The 16,641-nt window shown below is 38.4% G+C and carries 14 protein-coding genes and 2 pseudogenes; 10 read left to right on the top strand and 6 right to left on the bottom strand.

Annotation, left to right across the window (positions count from 1 at the left end; genetic code table 11):
• Positions 1 to 9 precede the first annotated feature (9 nt).
• From CS889_RS03890 to CS889_RS03865, 6 genes are all read right to left on the bottom strand, one after another.
• Positions 10 to 966, bottom strand: coding sequence for a ribose-phosphate pyrophosphokinase (locus tag CS889_RS03890; protein ID WP_089086897.1), 957 nt, complete (start codon positions 964 to 966; stop codon positions 10 to 12).
• A gap of 64 nt (positions 967 to 1,030) precedes the next feature.
• Positions 1,031 to 1,516 (bottom strand): HIT family protein, encoded by a 486-nt coding sequence (locus CS889_RS03885; RefSeq protein WP_077648059.1) that lies wholly within the window; start codon positions 1,514 to 1,516, stop codon positions 1,031 to 1,033.
• Between the two features lie 9 nt (positions 1,517 to 1,525).
• A complete protein-coding gene (locus CS889_RS03880) occupies positions 1,526 to 3,007 on the bottom strand; it encodes a Mur ligase family protein (protein ID WP_089086896.1) in 1,482 nt (493 codons plus the stop codon).
• Positions 2,994 to 3,719, bottom strand: a complete 726-nt coding sequence (estV, locus tag CS889_RS03875) for a lipase EstV (RefSeq protein ID WP_001923317.1) — start codon at positions 3,717 to 3,719, stop codon at positions 2,994 to 2,996. Before estV ends, CS889_RS03880 begins: the two co-directional genes overlap by 14 nt.
• Entirely contained in the window at positions 3,720 to 4,763 is a 1,044-nt protein-coding gene (locus tag CS889_RS03870) for a D-alanine--D-alanine ligase (protein WP_089086895.1), read from the bottom strand.
• A gap of 76 nt (positions 4,764 to 4,839) precedes the next feature.
• Complete coding sequence (locus CS889_RS03865; RefSeq protein ID WP_089086894.1) at positions 4,840 to 5,316, bottom strand: phosphatidylglycerophosphatase A family protein; 477 nt, start codon at positions 5,314 to 5,316, stop codon at positions 4,840 to 4,842.
• 146 nt (positions 5,317 to 5,462) lie between these two features.
• On the opposite strand from CS889_RS03865, the gene CS889_RS03860 reads away from it, so the two are divergent.
• The 10 genes and pseudogenes from CS889_RS03860 (at position 5,463) to CS889_RS03805 (ending at position 16,507) form a co-directional block, all read left to right on the top strand.
• Positions 5,463 to 6,572, top strand: coding sequence for a pyridoxal-phosphate-dependent aminotransferase family protein (locus CS889_RS03860; protein WP_089086893.1), 1,110 nt, complete (start codon positions 5,463 to 5,465; stop codon positions 6,570 to 6,572).
• An 8-nt stretch (positions 6,573 to 6,580) separates the two neighbouring features.
• Positions 6,581 to 7,042 (top strand): phosphoribosyltransferase, encoded by a 462-nt coding sequence (locus tag CS889_RS03855; RefSeq protein ID WP_000559397.1) that lies wholly within the window; start codon positions 6,581 to 6,583, stop codon positions 7,040 to 7,042.
• 1 nt (position 7,043) lies between these two features.
• Positions 7,044 to 8,363 (top strand): 30S ribosomal protein S12 methylthiotransferase RimO, encoded by a 1,320-nt coding sequence (gene rimO, locus CS889_RS03850; RefSeq protein ID WP_089086892.1) that lies wholly within the window; start codon positions 7,044 to 7,046, stop codon positions 8,361 to 8,363.
• Between the two features lie 105 nt (positions 8,364 to 8,468).
• A pseudogene (locus CS889_RS08465) lies at positions 8,469 to 10,303 on the top strand (GTPase family protein).
• Positions 10,293 to 12,021, top strand: a pseudogene (locus tag CS889_RS08460) (LeoA/HP0731 family dynamin-like GTPase). Before CS889_RS08465 ends, CS889_RS08460 begins: the two co-directional pseudogenes overlap by 11 nt.
• 145 nt (positions 12,022 to 12,166) lie before the next feature.
• Positions 12,167 to 12,418, top strand: coding sequence for a hypothetical protein (locus CS889_RS03825; protein WP_231899395.1), 252 nt, complete (start codon positions 12,167 to 12,169; stop codon positions 12,416 to 12,418).
• Between the two features lie 8 nt (positions 12,419 to 12,426).
• Positions 12,427 to 13,494 (top strand): HP0729 family protein, encoded by a 1,068-nt coding sequence (locus tag CS889_RS03820; protein WP_089086890.1) that lies wholly within the window; start codon positions 12,427 to 12,429, stop codon positions 13,492 to 13,494.
• Positions 13,495 to 13,529: 35 nt separating this feature from the next.
• Positions 13,530 to 14,546, top strand: a complete 1,017-nt coding sequence (gene tilS / locus CS889_RS03815) for a tRNA lysidine(34) synthetase TilS (protein WP_089086889.1) — start codon at positions 13,530 to 13,532, stop codon at positions 14,544 to 14,546.
• Positions 14,547 to 14,633: 87 nt separating this feature from the next.
• Positions 14,634 to 15,620, top strand: a complete 987-nt coding sequence (locus CS889_RS03810) for a tRNA dihydrouridine synthase (RefSeq protein WP_089086888.1) — start codon at positions 14,634 to 14,636, stop codon at positions 15,618 to 15,620.
• On the top strand, positions 15,590 to 16,507 hold the full coding sequence (locus CS889_RS03805; protein ID WP_089086887.1) for an outer membrane beta-barrel protein: 918 nt from the start codon (positions 15,590 to 15,592) through the stop codon (positions 16,505 to 16,507). Before CS889_RS03810 ends, CS889_RS03805 begins: the two co-directional genes overlap by 31 nt.
• Positions 16,508 to 16,641: the final 134 nt, after the last annotated feature.

Here is a 16,641-nt window from a genome sequence, read left to right as displayed (position 1 = left end):
ATCCCCTTTTTAAGAGAAAAGCGATTGGACGCTTTCGTTATGATAAATCCTTCTGATCACTTCCGCAAATAAGGACGCTACGCTTAAGGTGGTGATTTTATCGCATTTTTGAACTAAAGGGATAGAGTTAGTTACCACCACTTCATCTAACGCGCTTTCTTTAATGCGCTTGATCGCATTCCCGCTCAAAACCGCATGCGTGCCTAACGCCATGACAGAAGTTGCCCCTTGCTCTTTTAAAGCCAAAGCGGCTTTACAGATCGTGCCTGCGGTATCAATCATGTCATCCACTAAAATCACATCGCGCTCCTTGGCTGAGCCGATAATATTCATCACTTCGCTTTCATTAGCTTTTTCACGGCGCTTATCCACGATAATCAAATCCAACCCCATTTGATTGGCGAAATACCTAGCTCTTGTAACCCCACCCACATCAGGGCTGGCGATTATAGGGTTTTTGAGCGCTTTAGAGCGGATATAATCTCTAAAAACGATAGATCCGTATAAATTATCCACCGGCACATCAAAAAAGCCTTGGATTTGCCCGGCATGCAAATCCATCGTGATGATCCTTTCAATCCCCACTTCTTGCATCAAATTAGCGACCATTTTGGCCGTGATAGGCACTCGTGGAGCCGCTTTTCTGTCCTGTCTGGCATAGCCAAAATACGGCAACACCGCTGTGATAGAATTGGCTGAACTGCGCCTTAAAGCATCTACCATGACTAACAATTCCATTAAATTGTCATTGACAGGCACGCAAGTGGGCTGGATAATAAAAATATCCTTACCGCGCACCGATTCGCTGATTTGGATATTGATTTCGCCATCGCTGAATTTCCCGATCACCGCTTTGGATAAGGGAACGCCTAAATGCTTTGACACTTCTTTGCCAAATGCAGGGTGAGCGCTCCCTGAAAAAATCTTAAAACCACGCATCTTTGTCTTAAACCCACGAGCCTTCATCGCTGACACTCCCTAAAATGAATTAAAATCAATTGTAACACACAAGAACTAAAGGCGTTTGTTTTCAATGAAGCTCCTTTTCTAATAAGTTTTTTAACGCAAGATAGGTTTCATTAAGATCCATCCCGCACACCCTGGTTTGAGCGATAACGCTCATAAAATTGCTATCCCCTAAGAATCTAGGCACTAAATGCATGTGTAAATGCTCAGGGATCCCTGCTCCGGCGTTTCTGTGTAAATTCAAACCTAAATTGATCCCTTGAGCGCCATAAGCATACAACGCTTTTAAGATTTTAGGCGCTAAAGCATTCATGTTCAGCCAAGTATTCAGATCTAAAAGTTCAACGCTCGCTTGATGCGCATGAGGGACGATCAACAAATGCCCTGGGTTATAAGGGTAGGCGTTCATCACCACAAAGAGATCGCTATTCCTATAAAGCACTCTGTTTTCTGAATCTTTTGTAGGGTTTTGAGAAATTTCACAAAAGACACAACTCTTATTTTTCTCTTTCAAATAACTTTCGCGCCAAGGGGCGTATAAATGTTGCATGTTCATTTCCTAAATGTAATTAGGGGCGTCATTAGCGAATAAAATCAAATCGCCTTGAATCGTGGTGGCTTGTAAGATATTTTCCAATTGCGCCTTATCCTTGAGTAAGATTTTTTGGGGGGTTTTCAATTGGGAAGCAATCGTTTTGGAATTCAACTCCCCTGTGATGATAGCGACATCAAAAACCTCGTCTATTTTTTGCGCTAAAGCCTCATTACTTTCTGTATTGCTTTCCACTAATCCCGGTGTTACAATAACCTTACGCCCTTGATGCAAGCTCGCTAAACGAATGCCCTCTAACATGCCCTTTAAATTCCCATTAAAGCTATCGTCTATAATGATTTTTTGATTCACTTCCAACAGTTGCAAACGATGGTTAATAGGCTTAAGCTCAAAAACAAGCCGTTTGATCCTTTCTGTCTCTAAGCCTAAATGCTTAGCGATTAAAATGGCTGAAGCGATATTGTAAGCGTTAAATTTGCCTAAAACCTTTGTTTCAAAGCTTTCCCAAACGCTATCTATCAGCGTTTCAAAAGAAGTGCCTTTTAAAGTGGATTGGATGTTTCTAACCAGGCTAGAAACGTCTGTTAAAGGGCTATCTTTAGGGGCGTAGGGCTTGATTTTTTCCACAGAATAGCAAAAGGCTTTTTCTAAGCGTTTGGAATCCAATAATTCCGCTTTAGTCTCGCAAATATTTTCTAAAGTTTTAAAATATTCTAAATGCTGTTCGCCCACTTCTGCGACCACGGCAAGGTGCGGTTCAATGAGATGGGTGATTTCTTTAATATCGCCCTTATTCCTTGCCCCGGCTTCAGCGATATAGATTTCACTCCTATCGTCTAAATTCTGGTTAATATCGTTCGCAATGCCTAAAAGGGTGTTGACGCTTTTGGGGCTTGCATGCGCGTTGAATTGGGTTTGTAAGATTTGATGCAAGAAATTTTTAGTGCTGGTTTTCCCAAAACTTCCGGTAATGGCGATGACTTTTAAATTTTTTAAAGAGGCGATTTTATCTTTAGCGGTTTGCAAATACTGCTTGGATAAGACTTTTTCAAAGATTAAAGAAGCGCTCAAAACGAGTATGAACAAGCACAAATAGCCCAGCACGAGCGAAATCCCATTCAAAGGGGCTAATTCTGTGTTTAAGATTTCATGCAAGATTAAAAAGAGTAATAAGAAAATAAAAAAGCGCTTCACCCTTGGCGTGAAAACTAGAGGCTTGTCGTTGCGTTTGGCCCAGATAATGAGCATGGGCATTTGAATAACGCCGCAAAAGAAATCAAAAACAAACGGCATTTTGAAAGCATACGATAGGATAAACACCCCTAAAGGCAATAAAAAATAAATCCCATGCCAACGCATCTTGTGGTGCTTGGTTAAGATCCTAAACACGCTGTAATGATACCATTGCAATAAAGTCATTATATAATAGCCAAGCCCCGTTATAAAGAGCCAACGAAACGCTAAATTCAGCCAACTAAGACTTTGCATGATAATGATTCTCCACTATTTTTTCAATCTCTTTTGCTTGGTTTAAAAAAAAGAAATGATCCCCTTCTAAAACGAATAATTCGCTCTTTTTCAATAAGGTTCGCATTGTTTGAGCGGAGCTTAAGGGGGTTGCTTTATCATCTTTACCCCAAAATAATAAAACTTCCTTCTCGCATCGTTTGAAATGCTCGCTAAAGTCTTCGCTAATTACTTTTTTAAAGGTTTCATACATCACTTGATTAAGCCCCATAGCGTCCTTACTCCTCAAAAACCCTAAATTCAAGCCTAATTTTTTAAAGATTTTAGCTAAAAGGATTTTACAACGCACTTTTAAGGGTTTTGGCTCTAAGATCCCCGCGCTGCTCAATAAAACCATCCGTTCGTTTTCACACAAGATCGCCACTTTCCCTCCAAAGCTATGCCCAAAAACGACATGCGCTTTTTTACCCACGCTTTTTAAGAATAAATTAATGATATTAGCATAATCTTTAGTCTCTAAGACTTTTTCATCGTTAGGGCTTTGATTGAAACCGGGTAAATCCACATACAAATGGTTATAATTTAAAAAACAGCTTTGAAACGCTTGTTGCATGATTTCTTTAGAACTCCCCCAGCCATGCAAAAACAAGGCGTTTAAAGGGCTATGGTGGTCTATAAAAGTGTAGGAAATGTCAAAAACGCTATCCAAATAAGCGATACTGCGTTTAGCCATTCATTTATTCTTTTGGATTTGCAACAAATAAGAGTTTTTAACTTGGATTTTAGGGGTTTTGGGTAACGATTGCGCTAAATGTTCTAGCGTTGTTTTAAAATCATCAAACAAATAATTCGCTAAACTGCCAGGAATGGGGTTGATCTCATTAAGATACACTTCATTTTCTATGACAAAAAAATCGCAACGGATGATCGCGCCATCAAACAAATCGTTATAGAGTTTTTTAAAATTTTCTTTTAATTGTTCTTCTAGGGCGTTAGAAAGGTTCGCTTTAGGGGCTTTGGCGCGTGAAAAATCCAAATATTTTTGTTTGAAATCTAAAAATTCCTGTTTGTTAGGCTCTTCCACATAGGAAAAACAAAAATCCGTTTTGATTTTACAGCCGGCCAAATTGTATTCTTTCACGCCCTGAATGAAAGGCTCTATTAAAACTTCTTTAGAATATTCAAATGCGCTGTCTAAAGCGTAAATCAATTCTTTTTCTTCTTTCACAACATTCACCCCTAAAGAACTCCCGGCGCTATTAGGCTTGACAATGAAAGGGAAATTAAACCCAATCAAATCCAAAGCGTTAGCGCGGTTTTTTTCATTCAAAAGAACATAATCTAAAGCCTTTATTCCTAAATCTTTAGCGTAAAGTTTGGTTAAATATTTGTTGTAACTCAGCACGCTCGCTTCAATCCTGGGGCCTATGAAAGCGATACGATAAAATTCTAACAAGCTCGCTAATTTCCCGTCTTCGCCATCGCCCCCATGCACAAGATTGATCACTAAAGGCAATTCTATTATCTTAGCACCTAAAAACGAGTTTTTAAGCAAGCCATTGTGTGTGAGGATTAGAGGGGGTAATTTTTTTTCTTTGATTTGAGCGAAGTATTTTGAATGCATGTTTAATTCTTCAATCAAGTAAAAATGATGGTTTTCATCTAAAAAAATAAAGTATTTAATCCTATCTTTTAACACCCCTTTAAGCGCGATCGCGCTCACAATGCTGATTTCATGCTCAAAACTCGCCCCACCAAATAAAACGCAAAACTCCACGATCAAACTCCCTAAAAACGATTGCAATCAAGTCTATCTATTTTACCTAAAAAAAGGCTTTTGAATTTTCTCACAATTAAAACTTAATGTTAAAAAATCCCAAAACACTGATGACTAATAATGCACTCAATCCCGCTAAAACGCCCGCTAAAGCGTCATCAGCCACAACCCCCAAGCCCCCTTTAACTTCTTTGTCTATTGTGCCAATGAGTGAGGGTTTAGTAATATCATAGATCCTAAAAAAGATAAAACTCAAGATCACACCCGCTAACGATAGCCCGCTAATCGCCATCGCAAGCCACATGCCCACTAATTCGTCTATCACAATGTAAGAGCTGTCATGCCTCTTAGTCTCTTCTTCTTCCTTATCTATTTGAGCGATAGCGATAAACCCAACAAAAATCGCCCCTAAAAACAAAGTGTTAGCCGAAAAAATTAAAACGGGCAAGCCTAATAACAACGCCACCAAACTCCCTATCGTTCCAGGAGCTTTTTTAGAATACCCGCTAAAAAAAAGGGTTAAAAAACACGCACGCCAACCAAATTTATCCAATCATTGCCTTAAATTCTTTTTAAACCATGGCATTTTAGCATTTTATTTGCATTAAAAAGCGATTTTCTTAAACAATAAGGCTTAATTTTAAGCGCGTTTTAGTATGATAACTTTTAAATTCTCTCAAAAATTAAAGGTTAATTTTAATGTTGCTTTTCACTCCAGGCCCTGTAGCCATTAATGAAGAGATGCGTTCAAGCTTTTCTCAGCCAATGCCCCACCACCGCACCAAAGATTTTGAAAAGATTTTCCAAAGCGTGCGAGAAAATTTGAAAAAAATGACCGGTTTAGAAGAAGTTTTGCTTTTAAGCAGCAGCGGGACAGGGGCTATGGAAGCGAGCGTGATTTCCTTGTGTCAAAAAGAGTTGCTTTTTGTTAATGCGGGCAAGTTTGGCGAAAGGTTTGGCAAGATCGCTAAAGCCCATTCCATCAAAGCCCATGAATTAGTCTATGAATGGGACACACCGGCTCAAGTGGATGGAATATTAAACATGCTTAAAGCCAACCCTAATATTGATGCGTTTTGCATTCAGGCATGCGAGTCTAGTGGGGGGTTACGACACCCTGTAGAAAAAATCGCTCAAGCCATTAAAGAAACTAACCCAAATGTTTTTGTGATTGTAGATGCGATCACCGCTTTAGGGGTTGAGCCTTTAGAAATAACGCATGTTGATGCGCTCATTGGAGGGAGTCAAAAAGCGTTCATGCTACCCCCTGCGATGAGCTTAATCGCATTGAGCCAGAAGGCGATTGATCGCATAGAAGAACGCAATGTGGGGTTTTATTTCAATTTAAAGAGCGAATTGAAAAACCAAAAGAACAACACCACAAGCTACACCGCTCCTATTTTGCACACTTTAGGGTTGCAACGCTATTTTGAATTGGTGCAGAATTTAGGGGGTTTTGAAGCGCTCTATCAAGAGACTAAACGAGTCGCTTTAGCCAGTCAAAAAGCCGTTTTAGCGCTCGGTTTAAAGATTTTCCCTAAAAGCCCGAGCTTGAGCATGACAACGATTGTTAGCGAGCATGCCAAAGAATTAAAAAACCTTTTGAAAGAAAAATACCAGGTGCAATTTGCGGGCGGTCAAGAGCCTTATAAAGACACGCTCATTCGCATCAACCACATGGGGATCATTCCTGTTTATAAAAGCGCTTACGCTTTAAACGCCCTAGAGTTAGCCCTAAACGATTTGAAGTTAAGGGAATTTGACGGCGCGGCGAATACAACCTTTTTGAAGCAATATTACGAAATTTAAGGATCACAATGCATTATTCTTATGAAGCCTTTTTAAAAGACAGCTTGGAGTTAGCTAAACAAGTGGAGCGAATTTGTGGTATCCCAGAAGCCCTTGTGTGCGTGATGCGAGGGGGCATGACTTTGACGCATTTTTTGAGTTTGCATTGGGATTTAAGGGAAGTTTATGGCATCAATGCGATTTCTTATGACACCACCAAGCAACAAAACGCCCTAAAAATTGAAAATACCCCCACGATTAAAGATCATTTAAAAACCATTTTGGTGGTAGATGAAATCGTAGATAGCGGTAATTCTTTAGAGGCGGTGCTTAAAGTGCTACAAGACAAACACCCTGATAAAAAGTTTTATAGCGCGAGTTTGTTCCAAAAAACAAGTGCGAAATACAAAGCCGATGCGTTTTTAAAAGACGCTCCTGAATGGATTGATTTCTTTTGGGAAGTGGATTTGAAAAACTTGAAAAGCCACTGACATGCAAGTTAAAGAAAACAAACAACTCTGCTTGATCTCATTAGGTTGCTCTAAAAATTTAGTGGATTCAGAGGTGATGCTAGGCAAGCTTTATAACTACACGCTCACTAATGACGCTAAAAAAGCCGATGTGATTTTGATCAACACTTGCGGGTTTATTGAAAGCGCTAAACAAGAGAGCATTCAAACCATTCTCAACGCCGCCAAAGACAAAAAAGAAGGAGCGATTTTGATTGCGAGCGGGTGCTTGAGCGAACGCTATAAAGATGAAATCAAAGAGTTGATCCCTGAAGTGGATATTTTTACCGGCGTGGGGGATTATGACAAAATTGATATTTTGATCGCTAAAAAACAAAACCAGTTCAGCGAGCAGGTGTTTTTAAGCGAGCATTATAACGCGCGCATCATCACGGGATCGAGCGTGCATGCTTACGTTAAAATTTCTGAGGGCTGTAACCAAAAATGCTCTTTTTGCGCTATCCCTAGCTTTAAGGGGAAATTACAAAGCAGGGAATTAGACTCCATTTTGAAAGAAGTAGAAGATCTAGCCCTTAAAGGCTATAAAGATATGACTTTTATCGCTCAAGATTCTAGCTCATTTTTATACGATAAGGGGCAAAAAGACGGCTTGATCCAGCTGATTAGTGCGATTAACAAACAACAAGCCTTAAAGAGCGCGCGTATTTTATACCTCTACCCCTCTAGCACCACTTTAGAGCTGATTGGTGCGATTGAAGACTCGCCTATTTTTCAAAATTATTTTGACATGCCCATCCAGCATATCAGCGACTCCATGCTTAAAAAAATGCGGCGCAACTCCAGCCAAGCGCACCATTTAAAGCTTTTAAACGCCATGAAGCAGGTTAAAGAAAGCTTTATAAGAAGCACGATTATTGTAGGGCATCCAGAAGAAAATGAGGGCGAATTTGAAGAATTGAGTGCGTTTTTAGACGAGTTCCAATTTGATCGATTGAATATTTTTGCTTTCAGCGCGGAAGAAAACACGCATGCCTATTCTTTAGAGAAAGTGCCTAAAAAAATCATTAACGCCCGCATTAAAGCCTTGAATAAAATCGCTTTAAAACACCAAAACCATTCTTTTAAGGCTTTGTTGAATAAGCCCATTAAGGCGTTAGTGGAACATAAAGAGGGCGAGTATTTTTACAAAGCAAGGGATTTGAGATGGGCGCCTGAAGTGGATGGGGAAATTTTAATCAATGACAGCGCCTTAACCACCCCTTTACAACCCGGGCATTACACGATTGTGCCTAGTGCCTTTAAAGACAATATTTTACTCGCTAAGGTTTTAAGCCCTTTTTAAAAGTTAGTCATAAGGCTGAAAGCGCGGTTATAGCGTGGCTGGAGCGTGGGGGTTTGCGTTTTTTTTTGTTAAAATGCGTCAGAAAAATTCGGCATGAGGGCAAAAATGAAAAACATTTATCTTGATGTGAAAGCCAGCATTGAAAATCTTCAAAATATCTTCAAAAACGCTGATGACAAAGATGAAAAACTGAAGCGATTCAACCAAGAAGCGTTGGAGTTGTTTCAAAAATTAGAATTTAAAAGTTTGAAAGAGCTTGAAAGTTTAAAAAATAATGAAGAATGGGAAAATTTTACCATTGCCTTTTATGGGGAAACCGGTGCGGGGAAATCAACCCTCATTGAATGTTTGAGGATGTTTTTTAAAGAACAAAGCAAAGTGGATTAGCAAGAACGATTCAAGCGGCTTTATTCCAATTACCAAAACAACTATCAAAATGATGAACGCAACAAACAGGCTATTTTAAACGAACTCCATTCATTGCAAGATGGAGCGATTATAGGCGATGGGGGGAGCGATTTCACTTTAAAAACACGATCTTATCCTTTCCAATACAACCATCAAAATTTTATTTTGTTGGATGTGCCAGGGATAGAAGGCAGCGAAAAAAAAGTGATCGATCAGATTTCTAACGCAACGCAAAAAGCCCATGCTATTTTTTATGTTACCAAAACGCCTAATCCTCCGCAAAAAGGAGAAGAAGGGAAAAGGGGAACGATTGAAAAAATCCAAAGATAGCTTGATTCGCAAACAGAGGTATGGGCGATTTTCAACAAACCGATTAATAACCCAAGAGCCTTAAAAGATAAGCTTATCAATGAAAGCGAAAAAGAAAGCTTAAAAAGTTTAAATAAAGAGATGAAAAACATTTTAGGCAAACACTACATGGGCTATAAAGCAGTGAGCGCCCAAGCGGCTTTTTATGGCCTTTCACAGGCTTTGATCTTAGGGTTAAAGCAGGAGAATTATTGTATCAATCCCATTTCAAACTATTAGCAAAATTTATAGCCGAAAATCTTCTTGAAAACTCGCGCGCCAAAATCATTCAATCAAACTGCAATAAAGCCTTAAAAGTGGTAGAAGAATTACAAAATACGATAAAAACCACGATTGAAAAATGGATCGATCCAGGGATCAAAGAAACACAAAAACACCAACAAGAAGCCCGCTTTAATTTGGATCGTTCTACAGAAAAATTTATATCAGATTTAAAAAATTCAGCGCTCGACGAAATCGATCAATTCAAATTTGATATTGGCGAAATAATGGAAGAGCGTATTGAAAAAGGTATTGAAGATGAGGAATGTAAAGAAATTTTTGGCAATGAACTCAAACAAAGAGAGACAAAATTGGTTGAAAACATAGAACGGCGGTTCAAAGAATGCGAGGAACAATTCCGTGGAAGTGTAGGAAAAAATATTGAACAACTTGAAGAAAGAATTAAAGATTCTTTAAAAATGTTGGAGTGCATCAGTATTGATAGCGGTAATTTTGATTTTAATTTTGATTTTAATATTGATAACGGCATTGATACAATAGGCTTGTTTAGTTCAATAGGAGGTTTGGTGTTGCTTCTATTGACGCCTGTAGTAGGTGAGTTTGCGTTAATTGCAGGAGTGGGTTTAGCATTAGTGGGGGTAGGTAAATCAATATGGGGTTTTTTTGATTCAGACTATAAAAAATCCCAACAAAGAAAAGAAGTGGATAAGAATTTACATCAAATTTGCGAAAAAATTGTGCAGGATGTGAAAAGCCGCATTGAAAGTTATAAAAATGGTGCATTGGGAATGATTGAAGAACTCAACGCCGGTTTTAACAAACTTGTTGATTATTACGAACGCATGAAAGGACAATTGAAAGAATCCCATGAAAAATTAGGATACATCTCTAATAGTATCCATCTAACAATATCAAAACAAGGAGCATGCAATGAAGAATGAGACGCTAGAACAATTTAAAAGAAATCAAAAGAGGAATCAAGAAATTCTTAAAAAATTACTTGATTTTATCCATACTGGGGAAGAATACGGCATCAAGGTTGAAGAGTCTCTCAAAGACAAGATCCATAATGCGATTAAAGATGTTTCTGGTCAAAAACTTAAAGTGGCTTTAGTGGGAGGTTTTTCTTGCGGGAAAACATCCATAGCGGCAGCTTGGATCGATCGGTTGGATAAGAGCATGAAGATAGACCATCAAGAATCCAGCGATGAAGTTAAAATCTATAACATAAACATAGATGATGAAATTGAGCTGGTTGACACACCGGGACTATTCGGGTTTAAAGTGAAAGAACACGATAGCGGCAAAATAGAACGCTATAAAGATATTACGAAAAAATATATCAGCGAAGCCCACCTCATTTTATACGCGCTCAACCCGTCAAACCCCATCAAAGAAAGCCATAAGGACGATTTGAACTGGTTGTTCAGGACGCTCAATCTTTTATCCAGGAAGATATTTGTCATCAGCCGTTTTGATGAAGAAGCGGATATTGAAGATGAAGAAGATTACAACAAAAGATTTAAGATCAAAAAAGAAAACATTCAAAACCGACTGAATGAGCTGATTTCTTTAAGCGAAGAAGAAAAAGAAAGTTTGATTATTGTCGCTGTTGCGGCAAACCCTTTTGATTTGGGGGTGGAACACTGGCTAAAGCATAAAGAAGAGTTCCAAAAACTCTCACACATCAAAGCTTTGCAAGACGCGACGCAAAAAAAGATTAAAGAAAATGGCGGGAAATTAACCATCATAGAAGAAGCCAAAAAAAAGCGTCATTCAAGATGTGGTCTATAGGCAAATGCCGCCCGCAAAACAAGCGTTGCAAGATATTAATAGAGAAATGGAATATTTGAATAAAACGCTTGAAAAAAGGCGAAAAGAAATTCAAGATTTAAATAAAGAAATTTCTCAAGCCCGCATTCATTTAAGAGAATTTATAATAAGGTATTTTAGCGATCTCATCATTCAAGTTTCTGGCACCAGCCTAGAAACCTTTAATGATTTTATTAAAAGAGAAATAGGCGATAAAGGTATCAATATAGAAACAAAAGTCCAAAATGAATTTGAAAGACAAACGCAAGGGATTTCAAATGAAATTGCTAAAATCGGAACGACTTTTAACGCTGATATGAGTTCTTTTGAAAAACATGCCGGAACATTTGGAAGGATTGGAATCAAACTTTTAGAACAAAGCAAGTTTATCAATGCGACTAACATCAAACTGGCTAGAGATGGGATAGTGGCTGTGGGAAAATTTGTGGGCATAGATTTGGCTTTGAAATTCAAACCTTGGGGCGCTGTAAACTTGGCAGGCAGCATAAACAAAGGTTTACCGCTTATCGGTCTTGCTTTTGAAGCATGGGATTCTTATAACAAATACCGAAAACAACAAGAATTTGAGAAAGCTAAAGAAGAAATGAAATCTAATTTTGACAGACAAAAACAAGAAATCTTGGATCTCATCAATGATGAAACCAGATTCAAACAAACATGTTTTCCGAGCGTGTTTGAACTAGAAAAATGCATTCAAGAATGCGAAGAAAGCGTTAAAAAAACGCAAGAGTGCGCTCAAGGATTGGAAAAATGGATTCAAACCGGCGAAGATTTTATCAAGGGCGAAGATTTTATAGAAGTTGAGCCTGAAAGAGGAATGAACTGAATTTGTGTTAAAATACCGAATGCGCCAACGCTAGAACGCTTGCTAGTTTTTGGCTAGTAAGCGGTGTTTTAAATTTTTTAAAGGAAAGGCGATGTTTTCTAAAATTTGCTCATCTCTTAAGCTTTTAAACGCGCTTAAGGGTTTTTTGTTCAAACGCATTTCAAGCCCCGTGCAGAGCGCTCGCATTGCCAATATGGTTTTGGATATAAAAAACGCTCTTGAGGGCGAAAACGATCCATCAAACAAGGCGGGCAAGACTTTGGATTTGATCGTGGGTTTTAAGAAAGAATACCCGCAAGATTTTGACGAATTGTTTGAAATTTTAAAAGAACTCATCCAAGAATACGAGCAAAATCCTGATGAGATCAAGCAAAATCTCACAGAGATTTTGAAATAAGGCAAGGCATGAACCACCTTTTAATCCTCTACAATCCTTACTACCAACAAGATGTCATCCAACAGCATTTAAGCGTTTTGCAGGAAAAATCCCAAGTGGGTTTTGGTAAAATCCGATCAAAGCTCAACGATCAAGAAAAGCAAGACTCCTTAGAAGAGATTTACAAAGCCACCAATGAAGAAAATTTTTTGCAGCTTTTTTTGACCGATTACGCTAATTTATTTGCCGCTAAGGTGATAAAGGTTTCTAAGGATATTGATGAGAGTTTGATCCCTAGCTATTATAAAGAAAAAAAATTGGAAGTGGAAAACTTTTTTATTATCAGCGATTTAAGGGAATTAGTCAGGGAAGACTTCAGCCTTTTAAGGGATCAATTTTTAGCCAATTTCATCGCGCCCAACAACCACACTTACGCCATTTATGGGAATAATTATGTCTATCCTTTGCCGGTGAGGTTGAAAGAAGAGCGTTCTTATTTTTTAGGCGATGAAAAGCATTATCTGAGCGTGTATAAAAGCAAAGAATATTTAACCATGCAAGAAAATTTCATGCGTTTTGTTTTTGGCAAAAGGCTTTTTTACCTCTTACACCCTGACAGCATCAACAACATCATTCATGCCGAATTAGAGCTTTTACAAAGCGAAAACGATCTTTTGAATGATTTTACCAGCATCATCGTCAAATACACCAAAACCTTAGAATACGAAATTTATACTTTTGCTAAACAAGTTCTTTTAAAGGCTTGCAAAAAAGATCCCAGCCTTTATGATTTAGCTTATAAAGTCCAAGGAAAATCTTTTACGCTTAAAGATTTTTTCACTAAAAAGCCTAATCTTGGGAGCATTAATTTTTTACTCAGACACGAAAAAATCCAAGACCATTTAGAAGAAAACTTAAAAAGATTCATCAATTATCCTTTTTCAAGAAGCCTAAGCCTCATTCAAAACATCCGCAACGAAGCCGTTCATGCAAAAACTCCAGGTTTGAATGAAGTGGAAAAACTCAGGAATGAAATTTTAAGCATAGAAGGCGCGAGCTTACTCAAAGGCGTTTTAACCCACAAGGAAACTTCATAAAAGCGCAACCCATTCAGCATGCGTTTAGCACCGATTTGATAGCGCGAGATTTTAAAAATTATTTAGAGTCTTTAAGGGAGGGGAAAAATTTATTGGGTTTTTCGGGTGGGTTGGATTCCACTTGCTTGTTTTTTCTTTTAGTTGGAGAAAACATCGCCTTTGACATCGCTTTAGTGGATTATAACACGCAAAAACAACGCCTTGAAATCATCCAACACGCTCAAAAACTCGCAAAAACACACCATAAAAAATGCTACATCCATTACGCCCCAAAAATCGCGCGCAATTTTGAAATGCAAGCGAGAAAGATCCGTTATGATTTTTTTGAAACCCTAATCAAAGAGCATTCTTACAAGCATTTGATTTTAGCGCACCATTTGAATGACAGGCTGGAATGGTTTTTGATGCAATTAAGTAAAGGCGCTGGATTAAACACGCTTTTAAGCTTTCAAGCCTATGAAAAAAGAGAATCTTATGCGATCGTTCGCCCCTTGCTCTACACCCCTAAAGACACCCTTAAAACGCTCGCTAAAGATCGGGAATTTTTTGAAGACGATTCTAATTCTTCTTTAAAATTCAAACGCAATTTTTTCAGGAAAAATTACGCTAACTCCTTGATGCAACATTATTCTAAGGGCATTATCCAAAGTTTTAAATTTTTGGATAAAGAAAAAGAGCGGCTTTATCCTTTGATGCCCGTTTCACAAATGCATGGGATCACTTTTTTTAAGCGTTCGCAAAACGCGCTGTTTATGGTGGATAAAATCTTAAAGCAAAAGGGGTATGTGTTGAGCTTTTCTCAAAAAGAAGAAATCAAACGCCATTTTTTTAGCTTAGAAATCGCTCAAAAATTCATTATTGAAAGCGACAAAGAGCATGTGTTTATCGCTCTTAAACCCCAAAAAACTCTAAGCATGCCAAAGGATTTTAAAGACAGAGCCAGGAGGTTGAATATCCCCAAACGCTTACGGCCTGTTTTATACGCAGAGTTTTTAAAACAACCAACGCATGATTTTTTAACCCGTTTTAAACAGAGTTTAATGGATCTGTAAAAGTTAATTTTAATCAAGCGCTAATTTTAAAGCACTTTTTAACCTTGATTGTGTCAAAATACAGCAAAAACTTTGATATGAGAGCGGATGGACTTTAAAAATAAAAAATGGCTTTTTCTGGCCCCTCTAGCAGGCTATACGGATTTGCCTTTTAGAAGCGTGGTGAAAAAATTTGGCGTGGACGTTACCACTAGCGAAATGGTGAGTTCGCATTCGTTAGTGTATGCGTTTGATAAAACTTCTAAAATGTTGGAAAAATCCCCTTTAGAAGATCATTTCATGGCGCAAATTTCAGGCTCTAAAGAGGGCGTAGTCAAAGAAGCGGTGGAGAAAATCAACGCTTTAGATCATGTGAGCGGGATTGATTTTAATTGCGGTTGTCCTGCCCCTAAAGTGGCTAATCATGGTAATGGTAGCGGGCTATTGAAGGATTTAAACCACTTGGTGAAGCTTTTAAAAGTGATTAGAGAAAACACCAATAAAAAGATCACAAGCGTGAAAGTGCGTTTAGGTTTTGAAAAGAAAATCCCTAAAGAAATCGCTCATGCCTTAAATGATGCGCCGGTGGATTATGTGGTGGTGCATGGGAGGACACGAAGCGACAAATACCAAAAAGACAAAATAGATTATGAAAGCATCGCTTTAATGAAAGGGATTTTAAAAAAGCCGGTGATAGCCAATGGCGAAATTGACAGCGTGAAAAAGGCCTTTGAAGTTTTGCAAATCACGCAGGCTGATGGGCTAATGATAGGGCGAGCAGCCTTAAGAGCCCCATGGATATTTTGGCAAATCAGAAACAACACCACCGAATTACCCGCAGTCGTGAAAAAAGATCTGGTTTTAGAACATTTTGATAAAATGGTGGAGTTTTATGGGAATAGGGGGGTGATCATGTTCAGGAAAAATTTGCATGCTTACGCTAAGGGCAAAATGCAAGCGAGCGCGTTTCGTAATTGTGTCAATACCCTTACAGAAATAAAGAGCATGCGAGAGAGCATAGAGGAATTTTTTAATCAAGAAATGTTACAAAGTGAAGTGCCATTATGGGTAGAATTGAATCAAAAAAGCGTTTGAAAGCGTTCATTTTTTTAGCCAGTTTGGGGGTTTTGTGGGGCAATGCGGCTGAAAAAACGCCTTTTTTTAAAACGAAAAACCACATTTATTTGGGTTTTAGGCTAGGCACAGGGGCTAGCACGCGCACAAGCATGTGGCAACAAGCCTATAAAGACAACCCCACTTGCCCTAGCAGCGTGTGTTATGGTGAGAAATTAGAAGCCCATTATAAGGGGGGTAAAAATTTGTCTTATACCGGGCAAATAGGCGATGAAATAGCTTTTGATAAATACCATATTTTAGGCTTAAGGGTGTGGGGGGATGTAGAATACGCTAAAGCGCAATTAGGCCAAAAAGTGGGGGGTAACACCCTTTTATCCCAAGCGAATTATAACCCAAGCGCGATTAAAACCTACGATCCTATTTCAAACGCTCAAGGCCCTTTAGTTTTACAAAAAACCCCAAACCCCCAAGATTTCCTTTTCAATAACGGGCATTTCATGGCGTTTGGTTTGAACGTGAATGTGTTTGTCAATCTCCCTATAGACACCCTTTTAAAACTCGCTTTAAAAACAGAAAAAATGCTGTTTTTTAAAATAGGCGTGTTTGGTGGGGGTGGGGTGGAATACGCAATCTTGTGGAGTCCTAGTTATCAAAATCAAAACACGCAACAAGACGATAAATTTTTTGCCGCAGGTGGGGGGTTTTTTGTGAATTTTGGAGGCTCTTTGTATATAGGCAAACACAACCGCTTCAATGTGGGGCTTAAAATCCCTTATTACAGCTTGAGCGCGCAAAATTGGAAAAACTTCGGCTTTAACAATGTGTGGCAGCAACAAACGATCCGACAAAACTTCAGCGTTTTTAGGAATAAAGAAGTTTTTGTGAGCTATGCGTTTCTGTTTTAGTGTGGCTTCGTTCTCATTAAATATTGCTTATAAAATTCAAAAGATAGTTTCATTATTACAAAAATTAACACTCCAAAGATAAATAGGTTAAAATACTCCAAAATCTTTTTTTTTTTTTTTTTTGAAATCCAATC

Source organism: Helicobacter pylori (assembly GCF_900120335.1).
GTDB lineage: Bacteria > Campylobacterota > Campylobacteria > Campylobacterales > Helicobacteraceae > Helicobacter > Helicobacter pylori_BU.
The sequence above is the reverse complement of the archived record's forward strand: the minus strand, read 5'-3'. Positions and strand labels throughout refer to the sequence as shown.